Below are 19,248 nucleotides of genomic sequence, written 5' to 3' on the forward strand. Positions count from 1 at the left end.
CCTCCAGCCTCCAGCCTCCAGCCTCCAGCCTCCAGCCTCCAGCCTCCAGCCTCCAGCCTCCAGCCTCCAGCCTCCAGCCTCCAGCCTCCAGCCTCTATTTTACAAAATGTTACAAATGCATTCGTCAAATTTGATGATTATCAGTAGTTAACAACCGTTTTCAATGGTTTTCGCTCGTTAACATTCAGTACTCCTCAATATTATTCACCACTTATTCTTATTCAATAAATTTGAATCAATCATCATGGGGCTAACTTTACGAATAAATTCATCTGTGTAAGTATATAAATATCCAATCGAGACCAATAAAGAAGAAATAGTAATTAATAAGTGGGGGAGTTATGAGTTTTATGCTTAACAGTGAACCATCCTATAAAAAATTAAGACTTTTACGGATGTCAGATGTAATTGATTTAACGGGTCTTCCAAAGTCAACTATTTATTTAAAAATGAAAAGCAAAGAGTTTCCTAGACAGGTGTCTATCGGTGCTCGATCTGTAGCATGGGTCGAAGCCGAGATTAATGACTGGATAGAGAAGAATATTCAGAACAGGAAAGATAATTGCTCATAAGAGGTATGAAATGATTAACCCAAGGAATGCTAATAAAATACTCTCAATCAAGAATGAAAGCACATCACTATTAGAAGCATATCAGGTAAGTATATTCAAAGATGGATATAGTGATGCTGCATGTATCGCAAGAATGATTGAGATTTATTTTTTGAATAAACTTCGCAGTAAAGGACAGAAACTATGTTCTTTAACTGGTCTAATGATCCCAGATACAGAGGCGACTGCCGAAGAAACTAATCTCTTACTGAGCCGATTTGAGGTGCTCTGTCACCGTGAAGAAGAAGAGTTATCCTTCCGACAAAGAGAGGTTAAAACTGCCGAGTACGCATTAAAAAATGCAGGGTTGAATGTTAACTCCAGAACAGTTTCTGAAGTAAAAAACAAAAATGCCGTTAAAGGGGCGCGTGATGCTTATGAACGACAGTACCATTCTGCATTTTTACGGCAGAAAGAGCAGCAAACGCGAGTAAGTCTCTTCAGAGGATTCGGAAGTTTGTTACTTGAAGAGGCTGAACATATCGGGAAGAACGTTAGTAAAAAATATCTTAACTCGTTTTCCAGACCGTTAACTTCTCCCGATGAGTTTATTAACGTTTTAAACGATGCGACTTTAGTTCGGGATGTGAGATTTATCTTGGATGCTCTATGCGCACTGGATAATGCTGTTGAGCACATTCTTAAATGTTGCGCATACCCAAATGACCGTTACGAACTGGAAAGAGGTGGGATATGTCGAACTATGGCCTATCGGGAGTACTACCGCGCTGAAAATGCCATTCTTCGCTCCGTAGTAAGCGATCGAGAGTATGCAGAGCATGCTGTGAAATTTAATCAGCTCTCTGAACATAAGAAAAAAATATTTCGTAAACAATAAAAGGATAAATCATGTACGCATTCAAAGCCGAAAGGCCGGACGCTGCACGCCGTTATCACAGTAAATTCGTATCTGGTACAAATTACCAGGAATCTTCAAACAGAAGATTTGCATTAAGTAAACCAACGGAAAATATTTTGCGAAGCTCAATTCTTGAGTCTGGTTGGTTAATCAATAATATCACTTTGCGTGACGTTAATGCTGTTTCAGGTAATGCCATTAATATTGGAGCCAGCGAGTTACATACAGGACGAGTTCATGGTGGCAGATTCAGTAAGATGTTAGCGATAAATGGCACTGAATTTTTTCTGTCCGAAACTGACACGTGTGCACGAATCAGCTATTTAGATATGTCACATATTTTTCATACAGGCGCTCAGGGCGAATTTGATAAATCGGTCAGTGCGTTTTTTAGTCAGGCTTATGCACTTGATATGTTGCGGGTTGGTTTTAATGGAGAGTCTATTGCCGATACGACTGATCCTGAGATCAATAAAAAAGGTGAGGACGTAAATATCGGTTGGCATGCTCTGGCAAAAGATTATCGAGATGGTCAGCAGGTTTTAAGCACCCCTCTAACTCTTGGAGATACCGGGGAATGGAAAAACCTCGATCTGCTTGCTAATCACCTCATTACTGAGTTGATTGCAGAGCCCTATCGGGAAGATCCGCGTCTGGTGGTTCTCGTGGGTGCCGAGCTTGCTGCTAAACAGCGTCTTAAGCTCTTCAACGCGGCTGATCGCCCGGCTGATGTGGAAGCTGCGCAAATGGCAGTCAGTTCGGTTGCCGGACGGTTTGCTTTTATCCCGCCGTTCATGCCGGGAAAACGTCTTGCGGTCACTACGCTGGATAATCTGCACATTTATACCCAGTCCCGAACACGATCATTTCGCGCTGAGTTTGATGATGAGAAAAGTGAATACGTTAATTCTTATCTGCGGAATGAAGGATATGCGCTGGGTGAACCAGAGCTTTATGCGGCTGTTGATGAGAGTGCAGTGACTTTTTCTGACTGAGACTGAAAAACAAAAAGACCCGCAAAAAGCGGGTCTTATGCACAGCAACAGGATAATGAAAAACCGTAACTTCGGTCTGAGGTTCAAGAATGCCTGGGTTTATCTTTATGTTCAACAAACAAAATTCGGTTATAAAATTCTTGCGCCATGCTAATTGCTCGGGCTATATTTGCAGCGTTGTCGCAAAATCGGCAACCGGGCGTAGGAACCCGAGTAATCTAACGGCGACACCACACGCGCCAGGCGTGTTTTTTTGTGTCGTAGCTTTGACTCACCCTTATTTTATGGTGTGGTGGTTAACCGTATCTATTCGTTATTTACGCCACATCATCCAAATTATGGTAGTCCAGGCGGGGCAGCTTTCGGGCTGGCCGGTATCCGTTAGAGCCGGTATTCCTACCCCCGTCTGGGCTACCACCCATGAGCGTAGGAACTCCGGTGGTAGCGTTACCCGCTATCTAACGGAGATTGCCGCCATGGCTACGATCCCTGCTTTGTCTCACCCCCAATATACCTTTGTATTTCTCGCTGTTCGCCGTACTGATTATGCCGCGCGTCCATTCGCTGTGCGTACTGTTGCAACCTGCGAGCGTGCTGCCCGCATGAAACTCGTTGCCGATTTTGTACTGAGCTTCGCCGCACGTATTCCGATGAACAAACTCGGGGAGGTGAGCGCATGAGTCATTTACCCATCCCTAACCACGGTTGCACCTTGACTGAAGCAGGCGAGAACCGTCTTTTACGGGCTGCGCTGGCGAGCGAGTTCCTGGCCGAAGTTCTGTCATTTCCTGCGATGAGTGGGCAGAGAACAGTTTCTGCTGAGGGAGTCGCAGCAATCATGGCCTGTATTGCAGAACAGCTGGAGGGTGTGGTGAGAGAAACTAGTACCATTAAAGGAGAAAAGCATGAACGCTAATCTCGTAGTCCATTCACCTGAGTTTCGGGCGGCATTTCTGCGTTCCTGCATTGCTGATGCCTATATTTCCCTGATGGTGCGAATTAATGGGGAGGCTGTGTATATCGAGGATGGCGAGCGTATCGAGCTTACACCTGATCGCGTGGCCATGAATATTCTTTATCACATTGAAGCGCCATGGATTAACGAATTCGGCCAGGAAGAGGGGCATCGTCTGGCGTGTGACGTTCTGGAGCGAATGCTGTCACCTGGTTACATGGCTGAAAATATTCGCCTTTCCGCATTTGGTGTCTCTGAGCTACGTGAAGTGTACCGGGACATCGTTTTCGGTGCGCCAGATGGAGAAGTACCTCCGGGTTTCAGCATTACCACTGCGGGAGTCGGGGAGGTACTGCTATGAAAGTTCAGTCTGTATCTGCGGTTTCGGGGGCAGCAAACGGGCGCTGGCCACACATCCTTTCCGCGTTAGGGATTAATGTTCCTTCCGCCCGACGCCACGGTGCCTGTCCGGCCTGCGGCGGAAAAGATCGCTTTCGTCTTGATGACAAAGAGGGGCGCGGAACATGGTTCTGTAATCAGTGCGGCAATGGCGATGGCCTTGATTTAGTCCGTCTGGTGACTGGGCGCTCAGTGAAGGAGGTCGCGGGAATGGTCTCTGAGGTTCTGGCCTTGCCTGAAGTACAGGATAAACCCGCTATGCCAGCCAGGAAAAAGGTGGCGGGAAAAGAGACCGGAGCAGACCGCTATCAGAAACTTAAAAAGTTGTCTCAAAACGGTGAATCAGCCTATCTGACCGGAAAGGGATTGCAGGGGTACTCTTTACCGCTTCTTACTGCTGCCATCAATCTGGCGGGGATGACTTTTCCAGCCGGGTCGCTGCTGCTGCCTTTAACTGACATCACCGGGAATGTTACAGGCGGTCAGCTTATTAACTCTGATGGTGATAAAAGTCTTTTACCCGGCAGTCAGCTGTCAGGTGCTTTTATTGCCGTGGCTGATGTTCCGTCTGATGCTCCAGAACAGGTCATTATCACTGAAGGATATGCCACTGCGTTGACGGTCAGCCTCCTGGCTGACGGTTGGATCGTTGCTGCCATTGCGGCCACAAATTTGGTGAAGGTTGCGGAGCAAATCCGCATTCGATGGCCTGACACCCGGATTATCCTGGCTGGAGATAACGATCTTGTTGACGGGAAAGAGAACACTGGCCGGGTATGGGCTGAAAAAGCCGCGAAAGCCGTAGATGGTTGGGTAACGCTTCCTCCGGTACGTCATAAAGCCGACTGGGATGATTATCGTCAGGAAACCGGGAAGGAAAGGGCGCGTGAAGCCTTCAGGGAGGAAATGACGTTGCACGGAAAAGGGCAAACCAGATTGCCGCAGGGGTTCAGGCTCACGAAAGAATATTTGTGGTACGACAAGCTGGTGAACAAATCAGATGGTGATACTGAGATCCGTAATATCAAGATTTGCAGTCCGCTGCGTGTGACTGCTATCACCAGCGATGCTGACGGCAGCAACTATGGCCGACTGCTGGAATGGGAGGACACCAACGGCATTAGCCGAAAATGGGCAATGCCGATGGAAATGCTGGGTGGTAGCGGAGAGGAACTGCGGCGCGTACTGCTGGTCAATGGGCTTTCTTATATCAATATTAACGGGATGGCCAGAGCGCACCTGATGGAATACATCTCCCTGTGCAAGCCCGACAGAAAAGTGACCTGCGTGAATAAAACAGGCTGGCATGGCGGCGTTTATGTTCTTCAGGATGAAGTGATCGGCAGAGAGTCACAGTCTGTCATTCTTCAGACTTCCAGCGTTCAGGGGCGTGATTTTCGTGTTATGGGCACTACGGAAGAATGGCGGGAAAATATAGGCCGCTATTGCGTCAATAATGCCCGACTGGCGTTTGCTGTAAGCCTGGCATTCGCCGCGCCGCTTCTGAAGCTGGTTGGTATCAGTGGCGGCGGTTATCACCTGAAAGGTGAATCTACAGACGGTAAAACCACGACCATGAAAGTTGCCGCTTCGGTGTGTGGCGGCACGGATTTCTGGCACACATGGCGCGCTACCGGGAACGCGCTGGAAGGAACGGCCAGCCGCCGCAATGATGCCACGCTGATGCTTGATGAAATCCGCGAAGTGGACGGCAGAGAGGCGGGAAATATAGCTTACATGCTGGCGAACGGCCAGGGTAAAGCCCGCGCCCGAACAGATGGATCGGTACGTGAAACAAACCGCTGGAATTTGCTGTTTCTCTCCACAGGAGAGCTCTCACTGGTAGAGCACGCCGCCAATGCCGGGGAGAGAACCTATGCTGGGGTTGAAGTGCGCATGATCCAGATCCCGAGTGATTCAGGTAAACATGGTGTATTTGAAGAACTGCACGGCTTCAGCGGTGGTAAAGCACTGGCGGAGCATCTGGAACACGCCGTTATTCATCATCATGGATCACCCTTCCGGGACTGGCTGCATTGTCTGACAGCCGATCTCCCGGAACTGACCAGCCAGGCGAAAGCGCTGCTGAAAGACTACACCCGCAGGCTGACGCCAGCAGATGCAGGAAATCAGGTTGGGCGTGCCGTTACCCGTTTTGCGCTGGTTGCAATGGCCGGAGAACTGGCCACACAAGCCGGGATAACCGGATGGCCTGAAGGTGAGGCGTTCAGGGCTGCTGAATGCTGTCTGGCTTCATGGATGGCTGACCGTGGGCATACTGCGAACCAGGAGGATAAAACCGCGCTGGAGCAGGTTCGGGATTATATGACCCGTAACCAGTTCAGCCGCTTTGCTGACTGGCACGACGACAAGAACCGTCCACTGTCGATGATGGGGTTCAGGAAAGTGGACAAGGGCGACAACGTGACAGAATCCACTGTGACCTTCTACGTATTGCCATCTGGCTGGAAAGAAATTTGTAAAGGGTTCGATTCGCGAAAGGTAGCCAGATTATGTGTCGAGGCGGGCTGGCTGAAAGCCGGGGAAGACGGAAGAACGCAAAACAGCGTTCGCCTGCCAGAAATAGGGCTTAAGCGCGTGTACCAGTTCAATACGCAAGTACTGGGTAGCGCCGATCCCGAATAGTTATCGCGTGAGTCTTATTTTTATGAGGTAACACTGGTAACAGAGGTAACAGGCAGTAATGACGAGGCTTGCCACTGTTACCAGTCAGAAATATCCACTGGTAACAGTGGTAACAAAAATCAGTGTGTTACCACGCGTTACCTCTTGATTTGGCTCACTGGTAACAGATTAATTTCAATTAAATCAACGATGTTACGCGTGTTACCAGTGTTACACGTTCAGAACAAGAGGGAGGGAACCAAAATCCCTTCTTCTGGGAGGCAACAGAGGTTTAGCTATGCGAGTGATGAAAATTTACTGCCCGGAGTGTATGTCTGCGGCAACGGTGAGGAAAACAAACCGAAAGCACCCTAAATTATCAGATGTGTACTGTTATTGCTCAAATGTGGAATGTGGGCATACGTTTGTGATGAACGTTTCCTTCTCACACACGATTAGTCCCAGCGCTTTGAGCGGCCAGGGACGGATTAAAGAGCTAATGGATGCCCTGCCACCGGACGAGCGACAAAAAGCATTAGAACTTCTGTTGGCAGCCAAAGAGAGCCACTGAACGGTTCGCCGGGAGTAACTAAAATTTTCCCGGCTTCGGTTCATTAAATTTCAGTTGCTTAAGAAAAAATGTCTATAAGAATCAGTTTGTTAAATTTTAAGTGTGCCGTCAGTTCCCATGAAAAATCTCACCTAAAATTTTAAATCTCTTTACTATCATTAGCTTAATTCAAGTGGTTACGATGTTTGAGTAAAGCTAAACTGAAAAAAGCTGAAATTCTTTTCACTCTTTTCAGTTCACTGCTCGCTGTAAATCCCCAGTTGTGGCGCGGTCTGGTGCTATCATTTGTAAAAAATCCCAACTGAAAAATTTTTGCGATCTGAAAACCGCAGGCGGGTGCGGTGTAGTGCGATTTTGGTGATCCGATCACAATTTTGGTAGGTACTGAGAAAAATAACTGCAAACCCTTGAAACTCATAACGTCAATGATAATATCTTATCAGCGCAAACGTACCGTTTGCCTGCGGCAGTCAAAGTTTATAGTTTCTTAGCTTCCGCTCTCGCAGTGTACATGTGAGAGCGCCTGTGCAAACGTACAGGCTGGAACGGAACCCCCACAAAGCCTGGCCGGCAACGATGGGGCTGTAGCCGTCCTCAATTGCGTCCGGTCAAAGAATAGGGGCAGTTGCTAAGGGCTTTTGACGAAAGCATCCCTATTCTTTTGCCCTCTTGAGCATGAGGGAGGCCGGATGTAATTTTGATTTCTGAGCATGGAAAGTTATCATGATTACTGATATTCCGATAAAAAAACCAAACACAAATTCTTTGCGATCTTTGCACTCTTTAAGTTCTTGCTTGAATATTTCTCTTTCAGATTTAAATGAAGCTCGTGAGATGCCTTCACATTTGAGATATAAAAAGAAACAAGTAAAAAAAATAAATGGAGATTCTCGAGACGTTTATGACCCTCATCCTTTAATTAGACGTATACAAAAAAGAATTAACAATAGAATATTTAAAGAACTGATCATTTGGCCTGGCTTTATATATGGCTCAGTCCCAACCAACAAAGAAGAGAAAAAAGCAGGCATTGAACGGCATTATATTGCATGCGCAAAACAACATTGCAATGCTAAGACCATACTTAAAGTAGATATTAAGAATTTTTTTGATAACATACATAGAGATATTGTTTATTCCATATTTCAGCGTGTTTTCAAATTTAAAGGCGAAGTTCTTAACTATTTGACGGATATCTGTTGCTATGATCATAAAATCGTTCAAGGAGCGTTAACCTCAAGTTATATTGCTTCATTGTGTCTTTTTGATCTTGAGCATAATGTTGTAAATCGGGCCAGAAGAAAACAATTAGTTTACACTCGGTTGGTTGATGATATTACTGTTTCTTCAAAGTTAGTTGGTTACAATATGAATCAGATATTGGAACATATCAAATCCATGTTGGACGAAAAAGATTTGCCTTTAAATGAGGATAAAACTCAGGTTCATAACATTTCTACTGAGTCTTTGAAAGTTCATGGGTTGCGTATTTCTTTTAATGAACCTCGTTTACCTTCTGATGAGGTAGGGCGAATTAGAGCTTCTGTCCATAATTTAGAGCAGTTAGCGAAAAAAAATAACTCCATTACAAGCATAGCATATCGACTTGAATACAATAGGTGTGTGGGTAGGGTAAATAAGTTAGGGCGAGTCAAGCATGGGAAGTATAAAATACTTTCCGCGAAGTTAAAATTGATACAGCCCAAGGCAGCAAAAAGGGATATTGATAAAATTGAAAGGGCTGTACAATTCTTAGAAAATTCTTATAAAGGTGGGAATTCTCAGAAAGACTATTATAAAAAGAAGTATGACCTGGCATTTTTTAATTTAATCATTCTAAGAAGAACTGCGGGGTTCGTTTCAATCGCAGATGGTTTTAAAAAACGACTTGAAAAGGTTAAGTATTAATGATTGGCTTTAATAAGCTCAGGGATGACTTTAAAGCTATGAATATGTCGTTCTATTTTCTTTATAGAGACATTTCTAGCGTAATATCACAATTACTTAGCAGCATTTGGGGATTTGTCACTTTAATCTTCAAAAGAGGTACAAACCAAGGTTCTTTGATAAGTCTTGAAAGAAGTTGGATTAGAGTCATTAAAAGATTTAAATGTGTATTTAAACGCGTCATAGCGCTCTTTATCACTTTGGTTATTTTTATAGTTAGTACACCTTTGTTTTTGATTAAGTTACCATTAGTATGGCTCGGCAAACTACTTGATCGTATACCATTGGGTGACTTTGGCCGGGATAAAGAGATAAGAGGATTGATTTTAACTATTATCTCTGTATTTGTTATAGTTGTTTTTTGTAGTGCAGTTGTTTCTGTTCTCACTATTTATAGTGAAAAACTCTATCAGAAAGACATTTGTTTTACTGATAAGTGTGTAACAACTTTTTTGACGCATTTTAATAGTGTGTCTATTATTCTTCAGTCTGCTGCATGGTTAATTACATTAATTAGTACTATTGGCGGTATTGGTATTGCATTAATGACTTATAAAACTGGTGTGAAAAACAGTAACTTGACTAATCATATTTCACATTTGAATATGTTCAGGGATTACGTAAATGCTGAAATATCGAAAAGGAAATTTATATCACCAGACAAAGTAAATATATATAAGTGGTACAGTCTGATTTTTCCTTATTCAAAAAAAGGCGATGTCTCTATATCGCTCCAGTATAAAAATAAGATTGAGAAAATAATTGAGGTCATTACTGATGCAAATAATAAGATAACAGATCCATCTGGAAAATATGTCTATACTCATCATCAAGTCAGTATGTTGGATGCTATTGGATTGCTTGGGGTGAAGATTAGTACAGGTCCAAAGAATGAGTTTGTTTTAATAGAAGAACAGGTGTTTGAGTTAATAGATTGTATAAATTTAACATTCACAGATATAAATATTGAATTATCCAGTGTAAAAAGAGCATATGTTTGAAGCTATTTATAAATAGAATCAGCATAAGATTGGAGCATCCTTCGTCTTGCTACTAAATATTGCGCATGATTATAGGTCCCACGTATAGAGTTTTTATCAACATGCGCAAGCTGCATTTCTATCCAGGCGCTTTCAAAACCATGCTCATGCAAAATAGTGCTCATAGTATGTCTAAAACCGTGGCCCGTTAAGCGGCCATGATAGCCGAGTAACTTTATCACTTTGTTGATGCTCGCTTCACTTATTGGTTTCCTGGCATCATTGCGGCCAGGAAAAACGAGGCTGTAATTCCCAGTAATGGCTTGCAACTGCTTCAGAATACCCAGTGCCTGAGTAGATAATGGAACCAGATGAGGACGGCGTTTCTTCATGCGCTCTTTGGGGATTTCCCATAAGGCATTTTCTAAATCAAATTCAGCCCATTCTGCTGCACGCAGTTCGATTGTACGTACACCTGTTAGCATCAGCAGCTGTGTAGCGTACTTGGTTACTAAACTGCCTTGATAGTTCTCCAGATCGCTAACAAAAGCAGGCAATTCACTTTCTGTCAGGAACGGGAAATGTTGCTTTTGGGGCTTGTTGAGCGCAATGGCTAAATCAGGTGCAAAGTTATATTTGGCCCGGCCAGTGGCGACGGCATAACGTAAAACCTCACCACAACGGCGGCGGATCTTACTGGTTTGCTCCAAAGCACCCCTTTTCTGAATCTTTTGCAGAACGGTAAGCAGCTCCAGCGGTTCAAGCTGTTCGATTGGACGTTGGCCGATAAAAGGGAAAATGTCCTTTTCCATGCAATTGAGAACTTCTTTTGCGTACCCTTCTGACCACGTGGCTTTTTTTGAACCATGCCATTCCCTTGCTACAGATTCAAAGCTGTTCTCATGTGCAAACTGCAACGCAATTTTTTCAGCCTTTCTGGCCTCGCTAGGGTTGATCCCTTTGGCCAACATCGAACGAGCTTCATCACGTTTAGCACGCGCTTGTGCAAGCGATACATCGCCGTATACGCCGAAGGAAATCATCTTGGGCTTTCCTGCAAAGCGGTAACGATAGCGCCAACCTTTACTGCCAGTGGTGTCAATAAGTAGTGATAAACCCATACCATCGTTCAATGTGTAGGGCTTATCCTTTGGTTTTGCGCGTTTTATTTGGATGTCAGATAGCTGCATGTGTATAGAAAAAAGATCGAACTCAGTTATACACAATCTTATACGCAAAAATGTATAGATTCCATTAGAGATAATGGCACCTTATTGGACGAGTGATATTAGCTATGGGGTTTTAAATCAGTGAGTTATGGAGTTTCTTAGACTTACTGAGAGTTGGAAATGGTGTCCCCTGCAGGAATCGAACCTGCAACTAGCCCTTAGGAGGGGCTCGTTATATCCATTTAACTAAGGGGACGAAGCGGCAAGAGTATAGCGTTATTTACACTTTTCGTTAAGCGCATTGCCGCCTGACTGGTCAAAGAGTCACCGTTCACGCCGATTTTTCGGCAGTTTTATCCTTTTTTTCCTGAGCCTTAAACTCGGCCTTACGCTTGTTGGACATGTCGTTACGGATTTGCGCATGGCTCAACAGCGCAAAGATAAAGGTCCCGCCACAAATGTTGCCTGCGAGGGTTGGCAGGGCGAACGGCCAGAAAAAGTCGCTCCAGTGGAGTGTGCCGTTAAATACCAGATAAAGGATTTCAACGGTTCCGACAACAATGTGCGTGGTATCGGCGAGTGCGATAAGCCAGGTCATCAGGATAATCACCACGATTTTCGCGCTGCCCGCTGAGGGGAACATCCACACCATAGTGGCGATGATCCAGCCGGAAATTATAGCATTAGAGAACATTTCAACCGGCGTGTTTTTCATCACATCCATGCCAATTTTCACAAATGCGTCGCGGGTCGGTTCATCAAATATTGGCATATACTCGAACGCCCAGGCGGCTATACCCGTACCGATGAGGTTCCCCAGCAGCACGACGCTCCACAGGCGCATCAGTAAACCGAAATTACCGAGGGTCGGATTTTGCATGACGGGCAGTACGGCAGTGACGGTATTCTCCGTAAAAAGCTGCTGTCTCGCCATAATGACGATAATAAAGCCGAACGTGTAGCCTAAATTTTCCAGCAAAAACCCGCCCGGTACGCCTTCCAGCTGAACGTGAAATATCCCTTTGGCGAGCAAAGAGGCGCCCATTGACAGACCGGCTGCAATGGCTGACCACAGCAGGGCCATCGCGTCGCGCTCCATCTCTTTTTCCCCGTCCTGGCGAATATGCTCATGAATAGCCATGGCGCGTGACGGCAGGCGATCTTCATCGACTTCTATCTCTTCTCCCCGGTCTTTCTCCTCACTTTCAATCTCAAGTTCTTCATTGTTCTCGCCAATTTTTTCTTCGTTAATGTCTTTCATAACAGCTCCTTCGGGGTAATTGCTCATTTAAGCGTAGCGGCTTTTAGCGCCTTGCCCGTGGGGATGCTCTTAAATTGCTGTAAATGGCAATAAAGGTGAGACATCTCTTTCAAAGCCAATATAAAATTGCCAGCGAAACGAATTCTGAAAGACAGGCTATGCTGAAATTAGCGTGATGACGCGAGCGGGTCGTCATTGTCCTCGTAGACATCGGTAAGCGTGCTGTTACAATCACTTGCACGTTTCAGGCGGAGCATCACCGGCTCCGTCACAGATGGCATTCAACGATAGCCATATTGAACAGGGAGAAATTTATGAAGCTTCGGCTGTCGGCGCTTGCGCTGGGCGTAACAATGCTTGTGGGCTGCGCCAGCTCTGGCGAGCAAACGGGACGCTCCGATCCTCTCGAAGGATTTAACCGTTCAATGTACAGCTTTAACTATAATGTGCTGGATCCGTATCTGGTTCGTCCGGTTGCCGTGGCATGGCGTGACTACGTTCCGCAGCCGGCGCGTAACGGGCTGAGCAACTTTACCAGTAACCTGGAAGAGCCAGCGGTTATGGTCAACTACTTCCTCCAGGGCGACCCGTATCAGGGGATGGTGCATTTCACCCGCTTCTTCCTGAACTCCCTGCTGGGTATGGGCGGCTTAATTGATGTCGCGGGCATGGCGAACCCGAAATTACAGCGTGAACAGCCGCACCGTTTCGGCAGCACGCTGGGGCATTATGGCGTAGGTTATGGGCCGTATGTGCACCTGCCATTCTACGGCAGCTTTACCGTGCGTGATGATGGCGGCGACATGGTGGATACGTTGTATCCGGTGCTGTCATGGCTCACCTGGCCGCTGTCGATTGGTAAATGGACCGTGGAAGGAATTGAAACACGTGCGCAACTGCTGGACTCTGACGGTCTGCTGCGTCAGTCTTCCGATCCGTACATCATGGTCCGCGAGGCCTACTTCCAGAACCATGACTTTATAGCCAACGGCGGTAAGCTGAAGCCGGAAGATAATCCGAACGCGAAAGCCATCGAGAACGAATTAAAAGATATCGATTCGGAATAAATAAAAAAGGTGAGCGATGCTCACCTTTTTTAATCGTGTTGGAATTAGAACGCGTAGTTGAAGTTGGTACCAAACAGCCAGGCTTTACCTTCAGAGGTAAACTCGTAAGGGCCTTCCTGGAAGGTCACTTTCTGTCCATGCATGTACGACACGCCCGCGTCGATAGAGGCATTCTCGTTGAACGCGTAGGTTGCCCCCGCACTCACCCAGAAACGGTCCTGATCCGGAATGGAGATAGAACGCTTATCTGCCGGTACCGGGCTGTCATCAAATGCCACGCCAGTACGGAACGTCCAGTTGTCATCCATATAATAGGTCGTACCAAGTGCGATACGGTAAGCATCGTGGAAGCTTTCGTCTTTATAGAACAGCGTCTGGCCGTTGCTGCCGGTGGCTTTCAGCTCCTGGAACTGGCTCCAGCTGGTATACGCGAGGCTATAGTGAATAGCCCACTGCGGCGCAACGCGGTTATAACCTGACACTTCCCACATTTCTGGCAGATGCAGTGACAGTGAACCCGGTACGGTTTGATTCGAGGTACCCCATGGAATGGTGGTGCCTGCGCCCGGTACCATACCGTTGACTGGGCTCAGGATGCCGCTTTTGTAATCGCCATCGAAGTCAATCTTCACTTCTGAGCGGTAGGTCAGACCCCAGCGGTTGTTTTTATCCAGTTCATACAGGATACCGGCGTTCCAGCCGTAGCCCCATTCATCGCCTTTCAGGCTGGCAATTTTATTGCTGTTTTTCGGCAGCGCAGCAGTTTGCTCCCCGGAGTAACGCTCGATTTTTGCATCGGCGTAGACAGCATCAAAGCCCAGACCAAAGCTCCAGTTATCGTTCAGACGATATGCGCCGCTCAGGTTGAGGTTCAGGGTCGTCAGGTCGGTTTTACCGCCGTATTCCCCGGCCGGATAGTTGTTATTGAACTCCGTTGCCAGGCCATAGTTAGAGGTGACAGAGGCACCCCAACCAAACTGTTCATTGATTGGCGCAACAAAGTGCAGGTTAGGCACCCACGCGGTCGGCGCAATGTTATCCGCCTTCAGATCTGCGCCGGTGAACTGAGATTTGCCAGAAATATTGACATCAGGATCGATGTAAACCGCACCGGCAGAGAAGGTAGGGCGATCAAACATCATGATCAGCGCCGGGTTACGGCTCGCGTTGCCTGCGTCATCGGCAATCGCACCTTCCCCGGAATACGCACGGCCAAGGCCAGAGGAAGAAAATTCGTTTAACTGGAAGCCCGCTGACCAGGCGGACGTTGAGACGATTGCCACTGCAACTGCTAAAGCAGTTTGTTTGAACAGGGTTTTCTGGCTCATGACCATAACCTCATTGAGTTATTTTTATTCAATAATTGTTACATACCGTAACAGGAGCGCGAAGTGTAGGGTCTGAGGTATGACTTACAAATCAGACCAGTGGCGAGAGTATAGGTCTGACCAGCTGGGATGTTGCAAGTTTGTTTATTAATATTTTCAGATATGTTTCTTGAAACGAGATCTGGTTGGCAAAATTGTGACCAGTGCGATTCCTCTGAAAAGGGGAATTTTGTTTTAGATCATTTTTTAGTGTGATATTGCTCACTTATCCGATTTTGCGCCATTAACGGCTGGAGGGGGCTCGTCCGGGGGCGTAAAATAGACGCATCGTGTTTATCTCGCGCCCTGCGCGAATACAGAGGAAATTGAGCTATGAGTAAATGCAGTGCTGATGAAACCCCGGTTTGCTGCTGTATGGATGTTGGCACCATTATGGACAACACCGATTGCACCGCCTCTTACAGCCGCGTATTCCCTAACCGTGCTGAAGCGGAAGAGACGCTGGCCGCGCTGAGCCAGCGCGCGCGTGAAGTCGAATCCGATCCGTGTGAAATCAAATCCACCTTCACGGAAGTGGAAGGCGGCGTGCAGCTGGATATCGACTTTGTGTTCGCCTGCGAAGCAGAAACGCTGATCTTCCAGTTAGGCCTGCGTTAATACTTTTTGCACGGGCCTATGATCGTGTAGGCCGGGTAAGGCAACGCCGCAACCCGGCAACAAATCTCACAAATGCCTCTGCCATGCAGGGGCATTTTCTTTTTCTTCTCTGTGCCTTAGCTCGCAATTTTTCGCTTCCCCGATTGGCTCAATGTAAAAAAATAGTTAAGACTGTTATCAGGTCAGACCACTTAATGTGCGCGCAAAATTTTTTTACAGGGGAGTGTTATGAGTCAGGCATTACCGCTTATCACCCGACACGGTGACCGCATTGCCATTATCAGCGGGTTACGTACGCCGTTTGCGCGTCAGGCAACCGCGTTTCACGGTATACCGGCAGTCGATCTGGGAAAAATGGTAGTGGGGGAGATGCTGGCTCGCAGCGAGATCCCGCCAGAGGTTATTGAGCAACTGGTTTTCGGCCAGGTGGTGCAGATGCCGGAAGCGCCCAATATCGCGCGTGAAATCGTGCTGGGCACCGGCATGAATGTTCATACCGACGCCTACAGCGTCAGCCGCGCCTGCGCCACCAGTTTCCAGGCGGTGGCGAACGTGGCGGAAAGCCTGATGGCGGGGACCATTCGCGCGGGGATCGCCGGCGGCGCGGATTCCTCCTCCGTGCTGCCCATCGGCGTCAGCAAACAGCTGGCCCGCATCCTCGTGGATGCCAACAAAGCTCGCACTACCGGTGCAAAGCTTAAACTCTTCTCGCGTTTACGCCTGCGTGACCTCATGCCCGTGCCACCTGCCGTTGCTGAATACTCCACCGGCCTGCGTATGGGCGACACTGCCGAGCAGATGGCAAAAACCTACGGTATTACCCGCGAACAGCAGGATGCACTGGCGCATCGCTCGCATCAGCTCGCTGCGAAGGCCTGGTCGGAAGGCAAACTTGCCGACGAGGTTATGACGGCTTATATCCCGCCTTTCCGCGAACCGCTGGTGGAAGATAACAATATCCGTGGCACCTCGACGCTGGAGGATTACGCAAAACTGCGCCCGGCGTTTGATCGTAAACATGGCACCGTTACGGCGGCCAACAGTACGCCACTGACGGACGGTGCCGCCGCCGTGATCCTGATGACGGAATCCCGGGCGAAAGAGCTTGGCATCACACCGCTGGGCTATTTGCGTAGCTACGCCTTTACCGCCATTGATGTCTGGCAGGACATGCTGCTCGGTCCGGCCTGGTCCACGCCCCTGGCGCTGGAGCGTGCGGGGTTGACGCTGGCTGACTTAACCCTGATCGATATGCACGAAGCCTTTGCCGCACAAACCCTGGCAAACATTCAGCTGCTGGCAAGCGAGCGCTTCGCGCGCGATGTACTGGGCCGCGCCCACGCGACCGGCGAAGTGGATCAGAGTAAGTTTAACGTGCTTGGCGGATCCATCGCCTACGGCCATCCATTTGCGGCGACCGGCGCGAGAATGATAACCCAGACTTTGCACGAGCTGCGTCGCCGCGGCGGCGGTTTTGGTCTCGTTACCGCCTGTGCGGCGGGCGGCCTGGGTGCAGCAATGGTTCTGGAGGCTGAATAATGGAAACGACATCTGCATTTAACCTGGCTGTTCGCCTTGATAACGTGGCTGTTATCACCATTGATGTACCCGACGAAAAGATGAACACCCTGAAGGCCGAGTTCGGCGTTCAGGTGCGTGCGATGCTCAGACAGATCCGCGAAAACAAAGCGATACGTGGCCTGGTATTTATCTCGGCAAAGCCGGATAACTTTATTGCCGGGGCCGATATCAACATGATTGCCCGGGCGAAAAGCGCTCAGGAAGCAGAAGACCTGGCGCGTCAGGGGCAGCAGGTAATGGCGGAGATCCATGCGCTGTCGATACCCGTTGTCGCTGCGATCCACGGGGCCTGCCTGGGCGGTGGGCTTGAGCTGGCGCTGGCCTGTCACAGCCGCATTTGTACCGACGATGCGAAAACGGTACTCGGACTGCCGGAGGTACAGCTTGGATTGCTGCCCGGTTCAGGTGGCACGCAGCGCCTGCCGCGTCTGGTGGGCGTCAGTACGGCGCTGGAGATGATTTTAACCGGTAAACAGCTGCGCGCCCGTCAGGCGTTAAAGGCGGGTCTGGTTGATGAGGTCGTTCCGCACGCCATCTTGCTTGAGGCCGCCGTTGAGCGGGCGCTGAAAGGTCGTCAGGCGAAACGCCCTCTGCCGGTGCGCGAGCGTATCCTCGCCGGGCCGCTGGGGCGCACGCTGCTGTTCAATATGGTGGGTAAAAAAACCGAGCAAAAAACCAAAGGGAACTATCCGGCAGCGACGCGCATTCTGAAGGTGATTGAAACCGGTTTATCGCAGGGCAGCAGCAGCGGTTATGCTGCGGAAGCGAAAGCCTTTGGCGAGCTGGCGATGACGCCGCAGTCGCAGGCGCTGCGCGGCATTTTCTTTGCCAGCACGGAGGTTAAAAAAGATCCGGGCAGTGAAGCTGAACCGGCTCCGCTGCGCGCCATTGGCGTTCTGGGTGGTGGGCTGATGGGCGGCGGCATCGCATTTGTCACCGCCAGCAAAGGCAAATTGCCCGTACGTATCAAAGATATCAACCCTAAGGGTATCAACCACGCGTTGCAGTACAGCTGGCAGAACCTTGATCGCAAAGTGAAACGCCGCCATATCAAGGCCAGTGAGCGCGATAAAACCCTCGCGATGATCACTGGCGCCACCGACTACAGTGGGTTTGCACACCGCGATCTGGTGATTGAAGCCGTGTTCGAAGATCTGGCCCTTAAGCAGCAGATGGTGGCGGACGTTGAACAGCACTGCGCGCCGCACACCATTTTCGCGTCAAATACCTCGTCTTTGCCGATCGGCGACATCGCGGCGAAAGCCGTGCGCCCGGAGCAGGTGATAGGGCTGCACTATTTCAGCCCTGTCGAAAAAATGCCGCTGGTGGAGGTTATCCCACATGCCACAACCAGCCCGCAAACTATTGCCACCGTGGTGAAGCTGGCGAAAAAACAGGGCAAAACCCCGATTGTGGTCGCGGACAAAGCCGGCTTCTACGTCAACCGCATTCTGGCGCCGTACATTAACGAAGCGATGCGGTTGCTGACGGAAGGGGAGAAAATTGAGCACGTCGATGACGCTCTGGTGAAGTTTGGTTTCCCCGTCGGCCCAATCCAACTTTTGGATGAGGTAGGAATTGATACGGGGACTAAAATTATCCCTGTGCTGGAAGCGGCTTATGGCGATCGTTTTGCGCCGCCTGCAAACTTTGTTTCTGCAATTTTGAAGGACGATCGCAAAGGCAGAAAAAATGAACGCGGTTTCTATCTTTACGCCGCGAAAGGGCGTAAAAGCAAGAAACAGGTCGACCCTTCGGTTTATGCGCTTATTCCTGTCACGGGTCAGGCAAAATTGTCGGCGGTTCAGTGTGCTGAGCGCTGCGTAATGATGATGCTCAATGAAGCGGCGCGCTGCTTTGGTGAGCAGGTGATCAAGAGCGCACGCGACGGCGACATCGGCGCCGTGTTTGGTATCGGTTTTCCGCCATTCCTTGGCGGTCCGTTCCGGTATATGGATACCCTCGGGGCGGGTGAAGTGGTTGCGATTCTGCAACGTCTGGCCTCGCAATATGGTCCACGGTTTACACCTTGTGACGAATTATTGCAGATGGCGGAACGGGGTCAGACATTCTGGCCCGTAAGGGAAACTGATTGCGTAAACTGAAGTCAAAGAAGGGTAAATCCTGAGGTGATGGAACCTGTTCTGGCGAAATTGTAAACAGAGATTGACTATACTTACGCCATTGAGGTAAAAAACAGCGTTTCATTCACCGAATGGATCAGGCACAATGCCCGGCCATCG

At 48.5% G+C, this 19,248-nt stretch carries 17 protein-coding genes and 1 tRNA gene; 14 read left to right on the plus strand and 4 right to left on the minus strand.

Annotated features, from left to right (window positions below):
- The first annotated feature begins 341 nt into the window (after window positions 1-341).
- The 10 genes from SK53_RS22375 (at window position 342) to SK53_RS23275 (ending at window position 9,963) form a co-directional block, all read left to right on the plus strand.
- Window positions 342-572, plus strand: a complete 231-nt coding sequence (locus SK53_RS22375) for a helix-turn-helix transcriptional regulator (protein WP_042713604.1) — start codon at window positions 342-344, stop codon at window positions 570-572.
- 10 nt (window positions 573-582) lie between these two features.
- The gene (locus SK53_RS00895; RefSeq protein WP_048208286.1) at window positions 583-1,449 is read left to right on the plus strand and encodes a hypothetical protein; all 867 of its coding nucleotides are present in this window, start codon (window positions 583-585) and stop codon (window positions 1,447-1,449) included.
- A gap of 11 nt (window positions 1,450-1,460) precedes the next feature.
- Complete coding sequence (locus SK53_RS00900) at window positions 1,461-2,465, plus strand: P2 family phage major capsid protein (RefSeq protein WP_048208287.1); 1,005 nt, start codon at window positions 1,461-1,463, stop codon at window positions 2,463-2,465.
- Window positions 2,466-2,572: 107 nt separating this feature from the next.
- Window positions 2,573-3,145, plus strand: coding sequence for a host cell division inhibitor Icd-like protein (locus tag SK53_RS00905; protein WP_074184667.1), 573 nt, complete (start codon window positions 2,573-2,575; stop codon window positions 3,143-3,145).
- Window positions 3,142-3,381, plus strand: a complete 240-nt coding sequence (locus SK53_RS00910) for a hypothetical protein (RefSeq protein ID WP_048208288.1) — start codon at window positions 3,142-3,144, stop codon at window positions 3,379-3,381. Before SK53_RS00905 ends, SK53_RS00910 begins: the two co-directional genes overlap by 4 nt.
- Window positions 3,371-3,781: a hypothetical protein gene (locus SK53_RS00915; protein ID WP_042713599.1), complete on the plus strand. Its 411-nt coding sequence runs from the start codon at window positions 3,371-3,373 to the stop codon at window positions 3,779-3,781. The genes SK53_RS00910 and SK53_RS00915 overlap by 11 nt, the downstream gene beginning before the upstream one ends.
- Entirely contained in the window at window positions 3,778-6,465 is a 2,688-nt protein-coding gene (locus SK53_RS00920; RefSeq protein WP_047721610.1) for a DUF927 domain-containing protein, read from the plus strand. Before SK53_RS00915 ends, SK53_RS00920 begins: the two co-directional genes overlap by 4 nt.
- 277 nt (window positions 6,466-6,742) lie before the next feature.
- Window positions 6,743-7,015, plus strand: a complete 273-nt coding sequence (locus SK53_RS00925; RefSeq protein ID WP_044158864.1) for an Ogr/Delta-like zinc finger protein — start codon at window positions 6,743-6,745, stop codon at window positions 7,013-7,015.
- 723 nt (window positions 7,016-7,738) lie between these two features.
- Window positions 7,739-8,923, plus strand: coding sequence for a reverse transcriptase family protein (locus tag SK53_RS00930; protein WP_023330997.1), 1,185 nt, complete (start codon window positions 7,739-7,741; stop codon window positions 8,921-8,923).
- On the plus strand, window positions 8,923-9,963 hold the full coding sequence (locus tag SK53_RS23275) for a retron Ec48 family effector membrane protein (protein ID WP_053070158.1): 1,041 nt from the start codon (window positions 8,923-8,925) through the stop codon (window positions 9,961-9,963). Before SK53_RS00930 ends, SK53_RS23275 begins: the two co-directional genes overlap by 1 nt.
- Window positions 9,964-9,965: 2 nt before the next feature.
- Here the strand turns inward: SK53_RS23275 and SK53_RS00940 are convergent, their stop codons facing one another.
- From SK53_RS00940 to SK53_RS00950, 3 genes are all read right to left on the minus strand, one after another.
- The gene (locus SK53_RS00940) at window positions 9,966-11,132 is read right to left on the minus strand and encodes a tyrosine-type recombinase/integrase (protein ID WP_048209370.1); all 1,167 of its coding nucleotides are present in this window, start codon (window positions 11,130-11,132) and stop codon (window positions 9,966-9,968) included.
- A 160-nt stretch (window positions 11,133-11,292) separates the two neighbouring features.
- A tRNA-Arg gene (locus tag SK53_RS00945) sits at window positions 11,293-11,367 on the minus strand.
- Window positions 11,368-11,442: 75 nt separating this feature from the next.
- Window positions 11,443-12,372, minus strand: a complete 930-nt coding sequence (locus SK53_RS00950) for a formate/nitrite transporter family protein (RefSeq protein ID WP_048208289.1) — start codon at window positions 12,370-12,372, stop codon at window positions 11,443-11,445.
- Between the two features lie 314 nt (window positions 12,373-12,686).
- Here SK53_RS00950 and mlaA point away from each other — a divergent pair, with 314 nt between their 5' ends.
- Window positions 12,687-13,439, plus strand: a complete 753-nt coding sequence (gene mlaA, locus SK53_RS00955) for a phospholipid-binding lipoprotein MlaA (RefSeq protein ID WP_003861365.1) — start codon at window positions 12,687-12,689, stop codon at window positions 13,437-13,439.
- Between the two features lie 44 nt (window positions 13,440-13,483).
- On the opposite strand, the gene fadL is transcribed toward mlaA, so the two are convergent.
- Window positions 13,484-14,767: a long-chain fatty acid transporter FadL gene (gene fadL, locus SK53_RS00960; RefSeq protein ID WP_003861367.1), complete on the minus strand. Its 1,284-nt coding sequence runs from the start codon at window positions 14,765-14,767 to the stop codon at window positions 13,484-13,486.
- Window positions 14,768-15,139: 372 nt separating this feature from the next.
- Here fadL and SK53_RS00965 point away from each other — a divergent pair, with 372 nt between their 5' ends.
- The 3 genes from SK53_RS00965 to fadJ all read left to right on the plus strand — a co-directional run bounded on the left by SK53_RS00965 (window position 15,140) and on the right by fadJ (window position 19,110).
- A complete protein-coding gene (locus tag SK53_RS00965; RefSeq protein ID WP_003861368.1) occupies window positions 15,140-15,424 on the plus strand; it encodes a YfcZ/YiiS family protein in 285 nt (94 codons plus the stop codon).
- 228 nt (window positions 15,425-15,652) lie between these two features.
- The gene (gene fadI / locus SK53_RS00970) at window positions 15,653-16,963 is read left to right on the plus strand and encodes an acetyl-CoA C-acyltransferase FadI (protein WP_032609764.1); all 1,311 of its coding nucleotides are present in this window, start codon (window positions 15,653-15,655) and stop codon (window positions 16,961-16,963) included.
- Window positions 16,963-19,110, plus strand: a complete 2,148-nt coding sequence (gene fadJ / locus SK53_RS00975; RefSeq protein WP_048208291.1) for a fatty acid oxidation complex subunit alpha FadJ — start codon at window positions 16,963-16,965, stop codon at window positions 19,108-19,110. Before fadI ends, fadJ begins: the two co-directional genes overlap by 1 nt.
- Window positions 19,111-19,248 lie beyond the last annotated feature (138 nt).

The sequence above is a fragment of the Enterobacter sp. MGH119 genome (assembly GCF_001037675.1).
Classification (GTDB): Bacteria; Pseudomonadota; Gammaproteobacteria; order Enterobacterales; family Enterobacteriaceae; genus Enterobacter; species Enterobacter hormaechei_C.

Excerpts from the sequence above, each read along its gene's own strand:
- SK53_RS22375 (WP_042713604.1), top strand. The coding sequence starts at position 342 with ATGAGTTTTATGCTTAACAGTGAACCATCCTATAAAAAATTAAGACTT.
- SK53_RS00895 (WP_048208286.1), top strand. The coding sequence starts at position 583 with ATGATTAACCCAAGGAATGCTAATAAAATACTCTCAATCAAGAATGAA.
- SK53_RS00900 (WP_048208287.1), top strand. The coding sequence starts at position 1,461 with ATGTACGCATTCAAAGCCGAAAGGCCGGACGCTGCACGCCGTTATCAC.
- SK53_RS00905 (WP_074184667.1), top strand. The coding sequence starts at position 2,573 with ATGTTCAACAAACAAAATTCGGTTATAAAATTCTTGCGCCATGCTAAT.
- SK53_RS00910 (WP_048208288.1), top strand. The coding sequence starts at position 3,142 with ATGAGTCATTTACCCATCCCTAACCACGGTTGCACCTTGACTGAAGCA.
- SK53_RS00915 (WP_042713599.1), top strand. The coding sequence starts at position 3,371 with ATGAACGCTAATCTCGTAGTCCATTCACCTGAGTTTCGGGCGGCATTT.
- SK53_RS00920 (WP_047721610.1), top strand. The coding sequence starts at position 3,778 with ATGAAAGTTCAGTCTGTATCTGCGGTTTCGGGGGCAGCAAACGGGCGC.
- SK53_RS00925 (WP_044158864.1), top strand. The coding sequence starts at position 6,743 with ATGCGAGTGATGAAAATTTACTGCCCGGAGTGTATGTCTGCGGCAACG.
- SK53_RS00930 (WP_023330997.1), top strand. The coding sequence starts at position 7,739 with ATGATTACTGATATTCCGATAAAAAAACCAAACACAAATTCTTTGCGA.
- SK53_RS23275 (WP_053070158.1), top strand. The coding sequence starts at position 8,923 with ATGATTGGCTTTAATAAGCTCAGGGATGACTTTAAAGCTATGAATATG.
- SK53_RS00940 (WP_048209370.1), bottom strand. The coding sequence starts at position 11,132 with ATGCAGCTATCTGACATCCAAATAAAACGCGCAAAACCAAAGGATAAG.
- SK53_RS00950 (WP_048208289.1), bottom strand. The coding sequence starts at position 12,372 with ATGAAAGACATTAACGAAGAAAAAATTGGCGAGAACAATGAAGAACTT.
- mlaA (WP_003861365.1), top strand. The coding sequence starts at position 12,687 with ATGAAGCTTCGGCTGTCGGCGCTTGCGCTGGGCGTAACAATGCTTGTG.
- fadL (WP_003861367.1), bottom strand. The coding sequence starts at position 14,767 with ATGAGCCAGAAAACCCTGTTCAAACAAACTGCTTTAGCAGTTGCAGTG.
- SK53_RS00965 (WP_003861368.1), top strand. The coding sequence starts at position 15,140 with ATGAGTAAATGCAGTGCTGATGAAACCCCGGTTTGCTGCTGTATGGAT.
- fadI (WP_032609764.1), top strand. The coding sequence starts at position 15,653 with ATGAGTCAGGCATTACCGCTTATCACCCGACACGGTGACCGCATTGCC.
- fadJ (WP_048208291.1), top strand. The coding sequence starts at position 16,963 with ATGGAAACGACATCTGCATTTAACCTGGCTGTTCGCCTTGATAACGTG.